The 17,108-nt window shown below is 55.5% G+C and carries 18 protein-coding genes, 1 tRNA gene and 1 pseudogene; 4 read left to right on the top strand and 16 right to left on the bottom strand.

The window, feature by feature from the left end; all coding sequences use genetic code 11:
* Positions 1-23: 23 nt before the first annotated feature.
* Entirely contained in the window at positions 24-842 is an 819-nt protein-coding gene (locus L0H14_RS05755) for an SDR family NAD(P)-dependent oxidoreductase (protein ID WP_301418078.1), read from the top strand.
* On the opposite strand, the gene L0H14_RS05750 is transcribed toward L0H14_RS05755, so the two are convergent.
* The 13 genes from L0H14_RS05750 to L0H14_RS05690 all read right to left on the bottom strand — a co-directional run bounded on the left by L0H14_RS05750 (position 843) and on the right by L0H14_RS05690 (position 11,585).
* A complete protein-coding gene (locus L0H14_RS05750; protein WP_301418075.1) occupies positions 843-1,388 on the bottom strand; it encodes a DinB family protein in 546 nt (181 codons plus the stop codon). It abuts the gene before it with no gap.
* A gap of 33 nt (positions 1,389-1,421) precedes the next feature.
* Positions 1,422-1,844 carry a PH domain-containing protein gene (locus L0H14_RS05745; RefSeq protein WP_301418074.1) on the bottom strand — a complete coding sequence of 141 codons (423 nt, stop codon included), beginning with the start codon at positions 1,842-1,844 and terminating at the stop codon, positions 1,422-1,424.
* Positions 1,845-1,885: 41 nt separating this feature from the next.
* On the bottom strand, positions 1,886-2,281 hold the full coding sequence (mnhG, locus tag L0H14_RS05740) for a monovalent cation/H(+) antiporter subunit G (RefSeq protein WP_301418072.1): 396 nt from the start codon (positions 2,279-2,281) through the stop codon (positions 1,886-1,888).
* Positions 2,278-2,601: a monovalent cation/H+ antiporter complex subunit F gene (locus L0H14_RS05735; protein WP_301418070.1), complete on the bottom strand. Its 324-nt coding sequence runs from the start codon at positions 2,599-2,601 to the stop codon at positions 2,278-2,280. Before L0H14_RS05735 ends, mnhG begins: the two co-directional genes overlap by 4 nt.
* Positions 2,589-3,263 carry a Na+/H+ antiporter subunit E gene (locus L0H14_RS05730; RefSeq protein WP_301418068.1) on the bottom strand — a complete coding sequence of 225 codons (675 nt, stop codon included), beginning with the start codon at positions 3,261-3,263 and terminating at the stop codon, positions 2,589-2,591. The genes L0H14_RS05735 and L0H14_RS05730 overlap by 13 nt, the downstream gene beginning before the upstream one ends.
* Positions 3,256-4,929 carry a Na+/H+ antiporter subunit D gene (locus L0H14_RS05725; RefSeq protein ID WP_301418066.1) on the bottom strand — a complete coding sequence of 558 codons (1,674 nt, stop codon included), beginning with the start codon at positions 4,927-4,929 and terminating at the stop codon, positions 3,256-3,258. Before L0H14_RS05725 ends, L0H14_RS05730 begins: the two co-directional genes overlap by 8 nt.
* A complete protein-coding gene (locus tag L0H14_RS05720) occupies positions 4,926-5,432 on the bottom strand; it encodes a Na(+)/H(+) antiporter subunit C (protein ID WP_301418063.1) in 507 nt (168 codons plus the stop codon). The genes L0H14_RS05725 and L0H14_RS05720 overlap by 4 nt, the downstream gene beginning before the upstream one ends.
* Complete coding sequence (locus L0H14_RS05715; RefSeq protein ID WP_301418100.1) at positions 5,422-8,562, bottom strand: Na+/H+ antiporter subunit A; 3,141 nt, start codon at positions 8,560-8,562, stop codon at positions 5,422-5,424. Before L0H14_RS05715 ends, L0H14_RS05720 begins: the two co-directional genes overlap by 11 nt.
* Positions 8,563-9,053: 491 nt before the next feature.
* Positions 9,054-9,635, bottom strand: a complete 582-nt coding sequence (dcd, locus tag L0H14_RS05710) for a dCTP deaminase (protein ID WP_301418061.1) — start codon at positions 9,633-9,635, stop codon at positions 9,054-9,056.
* Positions 9,636-9,709: 74 nt separating this feature from the next.
* Complete coding sequence (locus L0H14_RS05705; protein ID WP_301418060.1) at positions 9,710-10,075, bottom strand: hypothetical protein; 366 nt, start codon at positions 10,073-10,075, stop codon at positions 9,710-9,712.
* 37 nt (positions 10,076-10,112) lie between these two features.
* The gene (locus tag L0H14_RS05700; RefSeq protein WP_301418058.1) at positions 10,113-10,739 is read right to left on the bottom strand and encodes an SDR family oxidoreductase; all 627 of its coding nucleotides are present in this window, start codon (positions 10,737-10,739) and stop codon (positions 10,113-10,115) included.
* 132 nt (positions 10,740-10,871) lie between these two features.
* Positions 10,872-11,096, bottom strand: coding sequence for a hypothetical protein (locus L0H14_RS05695; RefSeq protein ID WP_301418056.1), 225 nt, complete (start codon positions 11,094-11,096; stop codon positions 10,872-10,874).
* 282 nt (positions 11,097-11,378) lie between these two features.
* On the bottom strand, positions 11,379-11,585 hold the full coding sequence (locus L0H14_RS05690) for a hypothetical protein (RefSeq protein ID WP_301418054.1): 207 nt from the start codon (positions 11,583-11,585) through the stop codon (positions 11,379-11,381).
* Positions 11,586-11,691: 106 nt separating this feature from the next.
* Here L0H14_RS05690 and L0H14_RS05685 point away from each other — a divergent pair, with 106 nt between their 5' ends.
* Complete coding sequence (locus tag L0H14_RS05685) at positions 11,692-12,666, top strand: AEC family transporter (protein ID WP_301418053.1); 975 nt, start codon at positions 11,692-11,694, stop codon at positions 12,664-12,666.
* Between the two features lie 31 nt (positions 12,667-12,697).
* Positions 12,698-13,774 carry a hypothetical protein gene (locus tag L0H14_RS05680; RefSeq protein ID WP_301421482.1) on the top strand — a complete coding sequence of 359 codons (1,077 nt, stop codon included), beginning with the start codon at positions 12,698-12,700 and terminating at the stop codon, positions 13,772-13,774.
* On the opposite strand, the gene L0H14_RS05675 is transcribed toward L0H14_RS05680, so the two are convergent.
* Together L0H14_RS05675 and L0H14_RS05670 are read right to left on the bottom strand one after the other, a co-directional pair.
* Positions 13,775-14,179: a flavodoxin domain-containing protein gene (locus tag L0H14_RS05675; RefSeq protein WP_301418049.1), complete on the bottom strand. Its 405-nt coding sequence runs from the start codon at positions 14,177-14,179 to the stop codon at positions 13,775-13,777.
* An 80-nt stretch (positions 14,180-14,259) separates the two neighbouring features.
* Positions 14,260-16,305 (bottom strand): NHL domain-containing thioredoxin family protein, encoded by a 2,046-nt coding sequence (locus L0H14_RS05670; RefSeq protein WP_301418047.1) that lies wholly within the window; start codon positions 16,303-16,305, stop codon positions 14,260-14,262.
* Between the two features lie 173 nt (positions 16,306-16,478).
* Here L0H14_RS05670 and L0H14_RS05665 point away from each other — a divergent pair.
* A tRNA-Gly gene (locus L0H14_RS05665) sits at positions 16,479-16,549 on the top strand.
* Between the two features lie 8 nt (positions 16,550-16,557).
* Here L0H14_RS05665 and L0H14_RS05660 read toward each other — a convergent pair.
* Positions 16,558-17,108: pseudogene (locus L0H14_RS05660) on the bottom strand (ABC transporter ATP-binding protein); the annotation flags it as partial.

Genomic DNA, 17,108 nt, shown 5'->3' with positions numbered 1-17,108 from the left:
AGACCATTTGAAGGAGCCTAGTAATGCAAGACCCCGATCGCACAATACTCATCACAGGAGCCACCAGCGGACTGGGACGGGCGGTGGCCGAATCGCTAGCGGCACGCGGAGGGCGCCTGATCTTGCACGGCCGCGATCCAGCACGGTTACAAGACGTTGCCGCCGAGCTGCAACCGCTCAACGCCAGCATCGATTTTGTCACAGCGGACCTCAGTGATTTATCGCAGGTGGATGAGATGGCCGAGCAAATCTTCGAGCTCACCGACCATCTCAATGTACTGGTCAACAACGCCGGTCTCGGGAAAGGGGCCTCCGACCACCGGGAAACTTCCAGTGACGGACACGAGCTGAGGCTGGCCATCAACCATTTGGCACCTTTTGCATTGACCTTCCGCCTCCTACCATTGTTAGAGACCGGTGCACCAAGTCGGATCGTCAACGTAGCTTCCGGGGCACAAGAGCCCATAGATTTTGACGACCCGCACCTCACCGAGGGGTATACCGGCAACCGAGCCTATGCTCAGAGTAAATTCGCCATGGTGGCCGCTGGCTTCCAGTTGGCGAACCGGCTTCCCGCCGAGGTCATCACGGTCAACAGTTTGCATCCTGCCACCTTAATGCCCACCCGAATGGTCCGCGAAGGTTACGGGCACACCGTTGACGACTTAGACACCGGAGTTGATGCGGTCTTGCGACTCATTGAATCTGCAGCACTCGAAGACGTCACCGGCCAGTATTTCTCGATCCAGCAACCAGCGCAAGCACACCCGCAGACCTATGATCCTGACGTGCAGCAACGGTTGTGGGACCTGACAGAAAAACTGACCGGTATACAGTTTTAGCTAGGAACGGGGTAGGTCGACGAATTCCACAGTTCCTGCCACGTATGCGGCCTGGCCAACGTGTTGGGTCGCATCGTCAATGACGCTGAGAACTCGGACTCCCATGGTCACCGGCGGGTCCCATTGTTCATCAATGACACGGGCTAGATCCTCTTCGGTGAGCGTTTCCACCCAGGCAGCGAACTTATCGTAAACCGTCTCCACATAATCCCGGAGTAACGCTTTGCCCTCAGCGGTTTCTTCGACCTTCACCGCCCATGCATCATCGCGAGACTGACCGAGTCCGATGTCAGCCGTGCCCAGGTTCACGTCTGAGAGCTCAAATCGGTCTTCGAAACCTTCGGCGGTCCAAGATTGTTCAGCCCCGGCCAACTGTGCAATTTGCGCATCAGTTTCGCGGGCGGCGTGCCAAATCAGCCACGCAATGGAGTTGGGGTGGCCTCCCGGGTGACTATTGAGCTGGCTTGGATCAAGATCTGCCCAGAAGTTATCGACTGCATCAAGGGGCCGGCGGACGAGATTTTTCAAGAGTTCTATAGCATCCATGTATCCATTGTGATGGTTCACCCTAGCGTCCGGCTAGTGCCCGGCCGTTCCTCTGCCTGTGGCCAGCTGATTAATCAGTGTCACCATGTATTGAATCCATTCGGCCTCCTGAGGGCCCAACCTGACTTTGCATGTGATCCTGCTGCCGTCACGTCCATGCACATGGACTCGACCGGTAATCCAACGCTGTTCATATGAGGCACCTGCAACCTGGTACGCCGGCAGTTCCGAGGCAATGACCCAGCCTCGAAACAGTTTGCGTTCGGTATAGAGCACCCGACGGTTCGTGACCATCAGCAGTGGAAATGAGTCGCTTTTAAGCGTGCATGTGAGGTAGTCGTACACAATTTCTTCGGGCGGGAGTAACTTATCGACTGCCCAAAATCGTGCTCCGCGACCCTGTGCATTTCGCATCTGTGCGTCCAGAAACGACTGCTGTGCAGGTGTCCAAGCCATCGAATATCCTTAGCACTTGACAGGAGCTTGCGGCGTCAGCGTTAGCCCGCAGGAGGGTTGTTGTCTTGTTCAGCATCGAGTCGGTCTTGTTCTTTGACGACCTTGGCTAAGTCATCCACCGCAATGCTTTTCGGATTGAGGTGGTGTGAACGGTACGTTGCACGTCCCACCATATGTGCTGAGACGGGAGCGGTGATGAGCTGCATGAGCCAGGCGACAAGCAGCACCGGCAATATCTTCCAGCTTCCAACGGCTAGCCCTAAACCTGCCAGTGCCAGCAACAAACCCAGCACCTGGGGTTTCGTCGCGGCATGCATACGTGACAGCACATCCGGAAATCGGAGCAGGCCAAAACCAGCGACCGCGGATAACGATGTGCCCACCACCAACAGTATCGCGGCCACAAGGTCCAACCAGGAATCGAAGGTAATGCTCATCGGCCACCATCTCCCATCGGTCGCTGTTTCGGTTCGGGTTCTGTCTGATTGGCTTGAGCACCTTCAACGGTGAATCGTGCCAAGGTAGTCGACGAGATAAAGCCGATGAGTGAGGCCACCACGACAAGCATAATGAAGTGTAGGGATTCGTGCAGTGCCATCCACACGGTCAGCCCTGAGGACAACGCAATGAGCAGTACATCGACCGCGATCGCACGGTCAAGCAGTGCTGGCCCGAACACGATCCGGTAGAGCGCACCGAGGGCACCGATGGCTAGCAATACCAGGCTGATCCAGCCGGCGAGTTCTAGGACGTCCATGTCTGGCCCTCCTCTTCTGAGTCTTCCGCTGCTTGCAATTCGGAGTGTCGGCGGACTACGCCTTCATTGGACTGATCCTCTGCTCGGATTAACTCGTAATCGCGTTTGGACCCGAAGCCGCGAATCATACGTGCTTCAATATCGAGCGAATCCACCCGGAAAGCCTCAGCAGCCTGTTCGTCTGGAACATCAATGACATGGAGGAAAAGGGTCGACGATGGTCGGTCGACGTCGATAACCAATGAGCCCGGGATGAGCGCGTACACATGGCCGATGAGTGTCATCAGCAAATCGTCCTGGCTACGCAGTTTAACGGCAACCACGGAGTTGATCACGTTGGGGCCTGGTGAAACCGCTTTAGACGCTACTTGCCAAGTCGCCACCGTGATTTTCCATAAGAAGTACATAATGAACGTGAAGCTGTGGTACACATTGAGCCGGTCTGCGAATGGGACTGGCGGCAGCGGAAAGAGGAGCATGACCAGCGTGCTGAAGACAACACCCAGCACAATGGTGGGCGGCGTGAAGTCTTGCCATAGTGCCACCCACAAAAAGGTGAGCGCCACAATCATCGGCCACTGTGATAACCGTGACTGTCGGTCTTCAATCGCCGAAGGCTTGTTCTGAGCATCAGATTTATGATGTTCACGATCGTTAGTCACCCGAGCCTCCTTCCGAACCTTGCTGGGTTCCAGCCCCATCAGAACCAGAAATACCCCAGTCCTCTAAAACGTCTGCTTCGAGTTGAGCTTCTTGGGCGGCTTCCTCACCCAGTACAGCTTCGATATATGGGGTGCGATGAATCATATCGTTGGCGGCTTTATCGGCGAAGTCGAAGAGCGGTCCGGCAACAAAGGTCAGTGCGACACCAACCGTTACGAGACCGACCGTTGGCACAACCAGGCCGCGGGAATCAGTGCGCAGCGGTGTGGCTTTTGCCTCGGCCCGTTTGGCCTCTTCCATACCGCGCATTGCGGGATCTTCAGAATCTTCGATTGGCCGCCAGAAAACACGTGTCCAGATTCGCATCATCACCATCAGTGTTAATAATGACGTGACAACTGATGCAGCAACCATGACCCAGGCCAGGGGCGAGCCGTTGACCACACCGCCCTCTATGAGTCCGACTTTGCCTAAGAACCCGGAGAACGGCGGGATGCCACCCAGGTTTAGTGCGGGAACAAGGAAGAGAATCGCTACCAGCGGCGAAATTTTGGCCATCGAACCGAGGCGATCGACATTGGCCGTACCGGTACGGTATTCGATCAGCCCGGTCACTAAGAACAGTGCTGTTTGTATCGTGATGTGGTGGACCACGTAAAACACTGTGGCTGTGAGCCCAACCTGATTCGCTACACTGACGCCGAAGATCATGTACCCGATGTGAGATACCAAGGTAAACGACAACACACGTTTGATATCGAACTGGACTAATGCCCCGAGGATACCGACAATCATCGTGAGTCCGGAGATCACCAATAATAATGTGTTGACTCTGTCGCCGGGGAACAGCAAAGTTTCGGTACGAACAATCGCATAGACCCCAACTTTGGTCAGCAGCCCTGCGAAGACAGCCGTAACCGGAGCTGGTGCAGTTGGGTAGGAGTCCGGCAGCCAAAAGGACAAGGGGAATACCGCTGCCTTGATACCAAAACCGACCAGGAGCATCAGGTGGAGCAGTTGCTGCAGATCTGGATCGAGATCACCGAGTTTCATGGCTAAATCGGCCATATTCACCGTACCAGTGGCACCGTAGATCATCGCGATAGCCACCAAGAAAATGACTGAAGACACGACCGAGACAACCACGTAGGTCACACCCGCACGAACGCGTGGCCCGGTCCCCCCGATGGTGAGCAGCACATAGGAGGCCGTCAGGAGGATTTCGAAACCAACGTAAAGGTTGAATAAGTCGCCTGCCAGAAACGCATTGGAGACGCCTGCGGTCAGAATCAAGAACGTGGGATGGAAAATTGAGACGGGCTGCTGCGGAGCTTCGTCGTCACCCAGACCCTGTGCGGAAGCAAACAACAACACTGACAGTACCACGACCGAAGAGACGACCAGCATGATGGCCGAGAAGCGGTCAACGACAAGTGAGATGGCGATGGGGGCTTCCCAGCCACCCAATAAGACGGCCTCGGCTCCCCCATTCATCCAGACATCCACTAAAAGCCAGATTTCCAAGGACATGGTGATAACCATCGTGGCCAGGGTGACCACAATCTGACTCATCGGCCGACGCACAAGTGTGAAGGCAATGGCAGCACCCAAGATGGGTAGCAGCACCGATAACGGCGCTAGCGAAACAACTGAGAAATCATTCACCGACGGTCACCTTCTTTCGGATCGTGCGGCCGGACGGTGGGCTCATCTCGCGTTGTTAATTCATAATCAATATTTGGGTCCTCATGGTCCTCGAGGAATTCCGATTCCTCTTCTGTCAGCTCCGCGTCATCTTCGGCATCATAGGCCGGCTGTTCGGCAACCTGAATATCTTCGATGTCCACCTGGACTTCATCGCGACGAGCCAGAACCCAGGACCGATAAATCAAGGCCAGCAGGAAGGCTGTAATCGCGAAGCTGATCACAATAGATGTCAAGGTTAGCGCCTGCGGCAATGGGTCGAGATATTCGTCATCGGCCACACCGTCGGTGACAATCGGTGGCAGGCCTGCGGGGCCAGCCATAATGATGATCAGCAGGTTGACACCGTTGGTAAATAGCATCAGCCCGAACATGATGCGTGTCAGTGTTCGGTCCATCAGTAGATAGACTGCGGCAGCAAACATCACACCCATAATGAGCAAGAGCACGGCATCAATCGTCACTGTGACCTCCTGGCGTCATGGCGCTTGCACGGGCTGCCGTCATACGCTGTTCGGCTTCGGTACGGTCACGGCTTTCCACTTCGTAGCGAGCATCGACTTCCGCACCCAAGGAACGTAAGACGTCAAGGACCAGTCCGATGACCACCAGATACACGCCAATGTCAAAGACAACGGCCGAGGCAAAGTGCACGTGGCCGAAGAATGGCAACAGTACTTCGACGTCGTAGGCCTGGAAGACTTCGCCACCAAAGAACAGCGGCACCAGACCAGCGATGGCAGCCACTGCCAACCCTGAACCTAGGATGACTCCGGCGGGGGCTCTGAAGGATTGCTCAAGTTCGTAACGGCCGCCCGCTAGATAACGGATGGCAAACGCGATACCGGCCAGCAGACCACCGGCGAAGCCTCCGCCGGGCAAGTTGTGACCGGCGATCAGTAGATAGAGCGAAACCATGATGATCGCGTGGAAAATCAGTCGAGTGATGACTTCGAAAATAATCGATCGGCGTTCCGGGGCCATGGTGGCTCCAGCAACGATCCATGGTTGGCGACGGACTTTGAAGAAATTCGCAAAACTTTGCACTTCAGTATCGTTCATCGCAGAGTTAGTAATGTTGTAATGTCCGACCGATCCGGTTGCAACATCAGTGATACTGCGCCGTTTCCGCTCGCGTTCCGCAATAAAGACAAGCGAGGCGACACCGGTGGCCACGGCGGCTAACACGGTGATCTCACCAAACGTATCCCAGGCACGCATATCAACTAGGGTGACGTTGACGATATTGGTACCGCCGCCTTCGTTATAGGACAGGTCAGGCATAGCCAAGGAGATCGGGTCCGCAACGCGTGAGGCCATCGCCGTAGCGGCAACCCACATCATGGTGAAGCCGAAGCTGATGGCGAGGAGTGCACGGGCCCACTGGTTATCGTGCTTTTCTTGCGTCTTGGGAATCTCAGGTGGCAGGACGCGCAGTCCCAGCACCATAGCTACGGTCAGCACGGACTCGACTAACACCTGAGTGAGCGCGAGGTCAGGTGATCCCTGGAACGCGAAAATTGCTGCCAGGCCGTAACCGGTGGTCGAGACAAGCAAGACTGCCCAAAAACGGCGTTTGGCCCGGATTGCTGCGATGGCCGCGACAATCATGACGGCCGCAGCAACGAGATAAATGGGATGGCCGGTAAGCATCCAATCGCCAAAGAACGCTGCGTTAGGGAGCGATATGGTCGAATCATCTACATTCGATGGGAAAAACATAACCGAAATTGGTGCGATAACAGTTACAGCCAGGATGATGTACAGGTAGAACGACAAGTCACCACGTTGGGTACGACCGGTGATCCACACTGCGACGTCGTCGAGCTTAGCTATTACCAAACGGTAGAGCCGAGCCGCATCAATCCATGTCGGAACGCTCTCTTGCGCCTTCGTGATTCGGGCTCGCGCGACGAAAAGTAGCAGGCCAACCAAGATAATCAGTGCCGATAAGCCCAGCACGATGTTGAATCCATGCCAGAGAGCCAGTGGCGCTGCTTCTTCGCCACCCACAGGCGTGAAGGTATTTCCGAAGGCATAGGGCAGCGTGCCTACCCAACCGGGTACAAGGCCGGCGATGACACTCGCCGCAGCCAAAATTGCTGCTGGTAACAGACCTACACGGCCAAAGCGCCGCAGCGCTGGAGTCTGTGGAACAGGGACCACGCCGTGGGCGGTATGAGCTTTCTTCTTCGCGAAGGAAGCCCACATAAATCGAGCGGAGTAGGCGACAGTAAGAATGGATCCCAGGACGACTACCACCAGGGGTGCCCAGCTCCAGGCGGCGCCCCAGAAGCTCGGTTCCCCACCAATCGCTCCCGAAGTATGGGCGTCACTGCGCCACAGGCCCCAATCCATGGCAGCCTGCAGAACCGTCTCCTTACCAACAAACCCGAACAGCGGAGGCACGCCTGCCATGGACAGCGACGAGATTGCTGCGACCCAGAAGAGCGCCGGTTGGGATTTTCGAAGACCGGAGAGTTTATTGAGGTCGCGAGTTCCGGTAATTTTATCTATCGCACCGACCACCATGAAGAGTGGTGCTTTGAATAGCGAATGTGCGAGCAACATGGCAAGGCCGGCTATGGCACCGTTGACGGTACCGAAGCCATTGGCAATCATCAGGAAGCCAAGTTGTGAGACTGTGCCATAGGCCAGAATGAGTTTAATATCGGTTTGCCGGAGCGCACGCCAGCCTCCGACCAGCATGGTCCACATCCCTATGCCCAGCACCATGATGTGCCAAATCGTCTCACCAGCAAAGGCGGGAGCGAAACGGGCCACCAAATAGATACCGGCTTTGACCATCGCTGCGGCGTGCAAGTAGGCGGAGACCGGAGTCGGGGCAGCCATAGCGGCAGGCAGCCAGAAGTGGAACGGCACCTGTGCGGATTTTGTAATTGCCCCGAGCAGGATCAGTCCGATGGCCCAGGTCATGTAGGCGCCAGAGAAGTCCCCGGAGAGTAGTTCGGAGCCTTGGGCGATCACTTCAGATACACGGTACGTTGCAGCGGCGTGGCCTACCATCACCAAACCAATGAGCATGCCCAGTCCACCGAATGTGGTGACGATCAGGGCAGTCATGGCCGAACGTCGGGAAAAGATTCGGTGTGCCTGATAGCCAATCATCAGGAAGGACAGAATCGAGGTGATCTCCCAAAAGATGAAGAGCACCATGAGGTCATCGGTAACCACCAAGCCAAACATGGCACCGGCAAATGCCATGAATTGCGCACCAAACGTGCCCAATCGTGGTTCATCCGCAAGGAAATAGCGGGCACAATACACCAGGACCGCTGCACCGACACCCAGAACAATGAGGCTCAGGAAGGCACTCAAAGTATCGAGGCGAAAGGAAAGTTGTATTCCAAGCTGCGGAATCCACTCCCAGGTTTGCACCAGAGAAGAGTCGTGGCGATCTGCAGCAGCGCCTGACGCAAGGAGCTCCTCAGATGCAAGGACCTTGGGTATTTGGGTAGCTACCCAAATAAAACCGGCTGCTGGTATCGCGGCCAGGATAAGGAAACCTTGACGTCCCGATCTGTGAATAATCAGGGGTGCGACAAGAGCAACCAAAAATAGTGCGAGCAGCACAATCAGCAAGGTTGCCTCCGTGAGGTCAAGGGGACGGTCACCTGCTTAACCTTACATAATGACCGCACGACTCTTCACAAGGAGGCAAGCATGACTTGACGCAGCCAGTAACGCTTAGGTTAAGTCTCTTCAGCTCTAGTGAGGTCTATTCATGGATTCCCTGATGACGAACATCGCAATAATTAATATTCTGTTGTCGATGGTTGACCAAGTGTCTGCTGATGAATCCCTGTACGATCTCGAGCTATTTCGCGCACTGTAAAATGCTTCGTGCCGCGATATTTCGGGGTTACAGAAAGCCGATCACACTACATGTAGAGGGTCATCGTGCAATCTCAAGGGAACTATGCAAGCCGCTCCGGAGCGGCTCGCGCCCCGATAGAGCAGCAATTCTGTTATCAGCGCAACGTCCAGGTGTGTTGGGAAATATTCCCGCTGTTGCCGGCAAGCAGACCGAGGAATCACACTCACCAGACTCCTCAGTTGGAGGTTTAGCGGTCGATAATAGAACGGTGAAAGTTCAGATGCGACTTCGATGCTGTAGGACCGCGCTGATTCTGGTACCGGTTAAGATTCGGGCCCGTGCCGTACGGGTGCTCAGATGGGGAGGTCAGCGCAAAGAACGCCATTTGTCCAATTTTGGAGCCTGGCCACAACTTGATCGGTAACGTCGACATGTTGGAGAGCTCCAATGTCACGTGGCCCGAGAAACCTGGATCAATGAAACCTGCTGTCGAATGCGTGAGTAGACCGAGTCGCCCAAGGGAAGACTTCCCTTCAAGGCGGGCAGCGACGTCATCCGACAACGTGACCTGCTCGTACGTTGAGCCCAGCACGAATTCGCCCGGGTGCAAGATGAAGGGTTGATCTGGATCGACATCAACCATTCTGGTAAGCCCTGTTTGATCCTGGGACGGATCAATAAACGGGTAGTTGTGATTGTCGAATAGGCGGAAGAAACGATCTAAGCGCACATCAACGCTGGCTGGCTGCACCATTGCGATGTCTAAAGGGTCCAGGCCGATCCGCCCAGACTCTAATGATTTTTTGATATCCCGGTCTGATAAAAGCACACCTTAACGCTATCCCACGAACCCGTGCTGAAAACGTTTATGGCACGAAACCGTCAAAACAACCCGCCCCCGAATTAGAAAATGAGCGCATCTTGCGTTGGCAAATCGAGCTCCACATCCGGGTTCGGCGCGATCTCTAGATACGACGGCACGTCGTCGTCGATGAACAGCATAACGATGCCTTCTGAAATGAAGGCTTGGAGGATGACTTGTGTCGCCCCTGCCGGGACGACCCGACCATCGAGGAGCAGTTGCACCGAAGGGCACTTGTTGCACTCACATGACGCCCCAACGGTGATCCGATCCAGAGTGCCTAACAATTCTTGCCGCCATTGATACCAGACCTCTTGAGCCTCGAACCGGCTTGGATCAGCCGCTTTGGCGCTCGTGATCATGGCACTAATCAATTGCTGCTCTGATTCCGTAAGTGACCTTGCCATTTCTGCCCTTCCTGAAGGCTTCAGCACACTGCTCAGCTTAAGTACTGCGCTGAAGCTCCTGCAACATTTCTTGCGCCAGATCTGCCGGGGCGTCTTGACCCTGCTTGTCGCCAATAAATTTGGGCCGTAGAACATGAACGTCGACAACTGCTGGATCGTATTCGCGCTGAATTTGTCGGGCTAAGCTGTCCACCGCCATCTTGGAGGTGGCATACGCCCCGCCCTTGGCGAAACGATTCTCCACCACGGTCGCCGAGGTCAGCACAACGCGACCGCCGCCGTTAGCCGCCCAATGCGGCAGGATGCGTGACAGCACCTTGGTGGTTGGATAAACGTTCATCTCAAATTGCTTCTGAAGTTCTTCGGTAAACCCATCTGCGCCGATACCATTATCTGTGCCAAAACCACCATTAAGGAATAGTGCGCCACGCAACTTCTGAGCGTGCTGCAAAGCGGTGGTAACCATCGAGTCTATGAACTCAGGATCATCAAGTGATCCGAGAGCAACGCTAATGCGAGGGTGGTCAAACGGCGCACCGGAGACTTGGTGTCGCGTGAAAACCACGAGGTGGTACCCCGCATCAGCAAGGATCGGAAGCACTTGTTGTCCAAGATTTCCCGTGCCACCGAGAACAATGAGGCCTTCTTGAGGTTTTTCAGACATGAGCAACCCTTCGGTAGACCATTGCATGGTTTTGCTACAACAATACCAAGCCCCTGGTACAGAACATCAGTACCAGGGGCCGAAATTTTAGTATTTTTGCGTGGATTGCTCACGCTCTTATGGTTAACCGGACTATTTGCTCACGGTCAAGCTTGCGCAAAACAGTTCGTGTTGCTGTTCCCGTGCTTTCGAAGTTATGTAGCCGATAACGCCGAGGCTGACGAGCTGAGCCACGATGAGCCCCACGGTAAGCGCGTACATCTGAGTAATCGATGCGACTACGACCAGTGCAGACAGGACGGCGACGACAGCGACCAGTGCGCCAATAATCGCGTTCTTATTCTGGATGTGTACCACAGCTGCTCCCTCCTGATAATTCTGTAGTGCCGTTCAAGAAGTTTTTTGAACTATTCATAATATAGCGCGATCACTCGAGTGGATCTAGACAACTTGGGCTGGCCAAATTAGCGAACATAAGGCATGCGCTAATTGGTTAAGCTGGGCTAATATTCCGCAGAATCATGCGGCTTTTATGGTTTGAATTACGCAACAGCGCGCATTTGGCCATTCCGTCGACCGCACTCGACCAGCAAAGCACCCGCAAGTGCAGCAAAGCACTGGGGCGAATTTCACTGCAAGCTAAAACTTGTCCGTGATTGTGGACTTTTTGTCCGCCTGAGCGAGCAGCATACCGAGCCGCACAGTCACCACGATGCCTAAACCTACGGCGATGAGGGTTGCGGTAAAGAATTCAACCGCGGCACATAGCGCAATGGCTGCACCTAGAATGGCCAATGTCCCAGACAACCACCAGATTCTGGTTTGCGTGTCTCGTTGCTCAGCCATCGGTTCCTCGCCTTGGTATCTGGGACGCGTATCGTTCCAACCTAGATCAGGCTAATCTCAGAACTATACGGATCGTGCAGTGTGAACCGACCGCAGAAAGGCACCAGTGGCACAAGTACTGTCAGGCTTCTTCATCATCTGGCTCATCATCGCTGTTGGATATGGAGTTGGCAAAGCTGGCGTACTGGGGCCCAATGCTCAGCCGGTTCTCTCTCGTGTCGCATTCTTCGTGGCATCACCAGCATTGCTGTTCAATACGTTGTCGAGCAGTGATGTCTTTCTGGTACTTGGACCACAACTCTGGATTGCCACTCTCTCCGCTGGTGTAGCGGCAGGGTGTTATCTACTGATCGCACGTTTTGTCCAAACTCAGCGCAAGGGTTCGGAACGAATGATTGCGGCACTGTCTGCATCGCTGATGAACTCCGCGAACCTTGGCTTGCCTATCGCCGCGTATGTGCTTGGTGATGCCAGCTATGCGGCCCCGGTCATTCTGTTCCAATTGGCCATTTATACGCCAATCTATGTCTTTATTCTGGACAGTCAAACGGCAAAAGAAGCTCGGCAAGGGCTCTCGGATACCAAAGTTGTGCGGGCCGGGTTCTGGCGCAGTCTCGGACGTATTCTCGGAACAGTCTTACGGAACCCGCTGATTATTGGCTCAGCTTTCGGCCTGGTATTTTCGATCACCGAGTGGCAGCTGTGGGAACCGTTGGATGAATCTATCAACCTCATCGCAGGTGCTGCGATCCCGTCCATGCTCATGGCGTTTGGGATTTCGCTGGTGGGTTCTCGCCCATTGGATAAGAAGCACGGACGACGCCGTGACACCCTACTGGCATCGGCCGTCAAGTTACTCATCCACCCCGTCGCCGCATGGTTGTTGTCCGCCTATGTTTTCCAGCTGGATGCGGAGGGGATCCTGGTCGCTACCGTGCTGGCCTCGTTGCCAACCGCTCAAAACGTCTTCGTCTCGGCATCTCGATACAATACCGGTTTGATCGTTGCCAGAGACACAGTGCTCATCACGACGATTCTTGCTATCCCCGCCATGATCGCCGTCGCAGGTCTGCTAGCTTAGACACATCGCCACACAGACGAAGGAAACAACGGTGTCCAAACCATGCGCAAAACGGCCGGTTTATCAACGGCCGAATTTCTGGGGGCTCGTCGCCGCGGGACTCTTGGTACTTGCCGCAACGGTCATCACAGTTCTCAATGCGACGGTGTATAACGCAGAGGCTCCAGTCAAAGACTACGTCGCTGCGCTCAAAGCCGGCGAAGGCGATACCGCCATGGCCGTTTCCGCCGGCTATCTCAGCGACGAAGCGCCGGAGACCATCTCCACGGTGCTCCTCGATGGTGAAGCCCTCGCTGCCTCCGCCGCCCCTTTGAAAGACGCCGAAATTGTCGCAGTGGATGCTGCAGTACCCGAAAGCTTCCGTGATGAAGATCTGACCCAGCAGGTCGTGGAAATTCGGTACAGGGACGCCGAAGACCAGACCCGAGCAACCGGTGTCGTGGTGGACAAAACGGCCACGTCCTGGCTGTTTTTTGATCATTGGGAAATGCACCCGACACCGCTCCAGCAGGTTGAACTGGCACCTTCGAGAATGCCGGAAGACGCCAAAGCTGATGAGCCCGTCGCCCACATCTACGAACAAGTGACGCCGTTACTCGGAGAAGACGGCGAACGGGGCGTCCTCGCTGCGTTTGCGCCATCGATCATTGAGCTCGAATACCACGGGACGTATCTTGAGGCTGCAGAAACCCAGTCGCATGCTGTCACCGACGTCCTGGCTGCTGGTGCAACCACTGAATTTGGGTTTCAGGTCGAGCTGACTCCCGCCGTCGATGAGGCGATCAATCGGGAAGTCCAACAGCAATTAGAACGTTGCACCGGCCAAACAGTTTTGAAGCCGGCCGGTTGCCCTTTCGGGTATGAGACAACGAACCGCGTGGTTCCCGAGACCGTGTCGTGGTCTATCGGTATGCTTGAAGTGCAGTATTCCTGGGATGGATCAGAGCCCGCTATAGATCGGATCATGGCGACCGCAGAGCTGTCAGCGCAGGAAGTCGATATTGGTTCTGGCCAGCAAGCAGCAACAGACTATGAAGAAGTTTTTGAGATGTCTGCCGATTTGGAACTGACACCGGAAAACCTGCGCGTCAGACCCGAATGGCAGTAATTAGGCTGCACCGCGGGTGTTAATCGTGTTGACCCAGCTCGAGACCGCTGACTCATCCAGCGCATCGGTGCGAAAGTATGCGGTGTCACGCGGTCCAAAGGCATCCATGGCCTGCAATTGGTATTTCGTGGGCTGTGGACGTGTCCCCAGCCCGGCGATGAATAAGGACTTATTGGCTAGTTCGGCATGGTGAGCAGCCATAAAGACCCGGGCTTCCCGATGAAATGCTGCGTCTTCTGCCGGTGCGACAACGACAACGGCTTCGACCGTATCAACATAGCGGCTGGCTCTCGCCAACGATGTAACAGCGGTGGTCACCCCGCGCTGCTCCCCCAGTGTGTTCGCAAGGTGCTGTGCAAAGGCTGCAGTAGAAGCTTCGTTACTGTGCGCAATGAGGGTAGCCATAAACAATCATCCGATCAGGATAGACGACACGTTCTTACGTATCAGTCTATCCCGATCGGACGTCGGTGTTGAGGTCTGATTTAGTGGATGCCGCGCAAATCAAGATCGAGGGTGGCGTGGGCACCATTGGTTGTATCCGCGTGGAGGGTTACCGGAATACCCCAGTCTTGTTGGTAGAGGTGGCAGGCTGCCGAATCCGGAATGGGTTGACCATGTTCGCCGTCGCAGGCCGCAGCACGGGCGGTCACGTGCAATACGCCTTCGGACACCTCTGGGTTGAGTTTCAGTTGACGGGTCAATCCGGTTTCGCGTCCTTCACCTTCCAGCAGGAGGTTTTCCGGCGTCGAGGAAATCGTCAACTGCGTTGGGTCGCCCCAGCGATCGTCCAGTTTCTGACCTTTCGGCGCTGAAAACGAGATGTTGATGGGTACATCGCCGGCTACCAGTTTGGTTGCTGGACGCTGCGCTTGCTTGGCTCCCTCGTCCACGTGCAGGAATTTCTCGGGCACGCTAATCCGCACAAGCTGGTGGGCGTTAGTTTCTACCACCACGATCGACACGGCATGCCCCTGCGCGTCGGTCTCCACCAAAATGTCGGAGGGCTCTTCTATATCTCGTGCCACGGTGGTCACTTCAGCGGGTTTGGTTGTGCCATCGGGGTTTATGGTTTCTGGGGCCCAACGACGGATCGCGTGGTTATATGTGTCGGCGATAAGGACCGAACCATCAGGTAAGTTGGTGACCCCTAGTGGGTGCTGTAAACGTGCATCTTCCGGAGTTCCGTCACGGAAACCAAAGTCGAACAGCCCGGTGCCGATCACCGTGCCAACTTCGGGTTTCTTGGAGTCGGTTTTGGTCGAAGGCACAACATAGCGGATCGCTGATGTTTCAGCATCGGCGATCCACAGGTTGCCCTCCGCATCGAATGATAGGCCTGAGGACTGAGCAAACCATGCTTCATCGGCAGGTCCATCCAACAGGCCTTCCAACGCTGTACCAGCGTAGACGGCCAGCTGCTCGGTCACCGGGTGGTAAGAGAACAACTGGTGGGTTCCAGCCATGGCGATAATCGCGGTTTCTTCAGCCTCGGAATACTGCACATCCCACGGCGTCGACAATGAGGTGTCCAGCGCACCGGCATCAAATGGCGCCAGCTCGACGTCACCGGACTGCCCGGCTTCGTCTTGTACGCGTTCAGAGTCGATCAACCGCTGCACGCCGTTGCCTGCAACCGTTGAAACTTCACCGGTTGCCAAGTTCACAGCACGCAACCGGTGGTTCACCGCATCTGCTACCAACAAGTCATAGCCGACTTTGGCAGCTATCTCGGCCGGCAGCAGCGCCAGGCCATGGGGCTCATTGAACAAGGCCATGTCGCGGCCACCGTCTTCATAGCCTCGCACCGATATGCTTTCCGGGTCCGCCACGGCAGCCTCAGCAGAGATGGCAGCACCTGTGCCGTTACCACCGATGGTTTGCAACACGGTTTCTAGATCATCGGCGACTTCCACGAGTCGGTGGTGGCCGGTATCTGCGACAAGGAAGCTTCCTTCTTGACTACCGCGAGTACCCAAGGCAATGGCTTTTGCCGGGAACTTCAGGTCACGGGCTACCGGTTCCGGTGCCACGTACGGACCTTCGCCGCGATGCAGTGTGCCTTTGGCATCGTGTTCTTCGACCAGCTGGTCGATCAGCGAGTACAGTCCGGAGACGTGGCCTTCACCGGTCAGGTGGGCCACGACGTAACCTTCTGGATCCACAACCACCAGGGTCGGCCAAGCTCTGGCGGTGTAGGCCTGCCAGGTGATCAATTCCGGATCATTGAGTACCGGGTGAGCGATGTCGTAGCGTTCAATGGCTGCAGCAACTGCAGAGGTTTCCGCTTCGTAATCAAATTTTGGTGAATGCACGCCGACAGTTACGAGCACATCGGAGTATTTTTCTTCCAGCGGGCGGAGTTCATCCAGGACGTGCAAACAGTTCACGCAGCAAAATGCCCAGAAGTCGAGGATAACGATCTTGCCGCGAAGATCTTTCAGGCTCAGATCTTGATCGCCAATGTTGAACCAGGTTTCGCCAACCAGTTCTGAGGCGCGGATACGTGGAGTCGATGGTGCCGAAGTCATGCCTAGTATTCTCCCCTATCCCCTAGGGAACACAATAAAATGCGTCACATAGAGTCTTCAGTTTCACCTTGGGCAAATCGCACGGCCAGGACGAAATCCCCGCAAGGGCGCAAAGAGGTGTTAAACTATTTCAGGTACCTATGACCATGGCGGTCTTGTCCGCTGTCAGGTATGCGGGTGTAGCTCAATGGTAGAGCGCTTGCTTCCCAAGCAAGATACGCGGGTTCGATTCCCGTCACCCGCTCAAAACACTTACCCGTCTAGGGGCCAGCGCCGCATTTCAGATTCAGCAAAGAGTCGCTGCGGCACCAAAGATGAGAACAACACCGTTCCCGGATACTCGTCCAGCAGCTTCCGCAACATAATCAGCCCTTGCTCGTCGAGTGCGGCGTCAATATTTTCCAGTACCACCAGCGATGGGTTGCCCAACAGTGCACGGGCAATCTTGAGCCGAGCAACATCAGATCGGGACCATGTTTCGCCGTCATTTTTCAGGAGGGCTTTGACACCCTTGGGATGTGCCACGATTTGTGCGGTCAGCCCCACCCGGTGCAGCATCCAGCGCACCTCATCGGCGGAGATTTTCGGCAACCGGTAGGAAGCCAGGCGTTGCACGGAGCCGCGTTCTAATGGCAGCCGGTCAGACGCCATACCGACCAGTTCACGGCGCAAGGCAGCCGGAGCAGCGCCGTATTCATACCCTGCAACCAGCACAGCAGGGCCATGCTCGGTCTTCGTGTCGAGCGGGTTGAGTCCGTCCAACAGCACCGCTTTGAGTACGGCAGAGACCCTGTTCGGGTCCG

The organism is Yaniella sp., assembly GCF_030453185.1.
Classification (GTDB): domain Bacteria; phylum Actinomycetota; class Actinomycetes; order Actinomycetales; family Micrococcaceae; genus Yaniella.
Note: the sequence above shows the minus strand (reverse complement) of the source record. Positions and strands in the feature narration are given on the sequence as shown.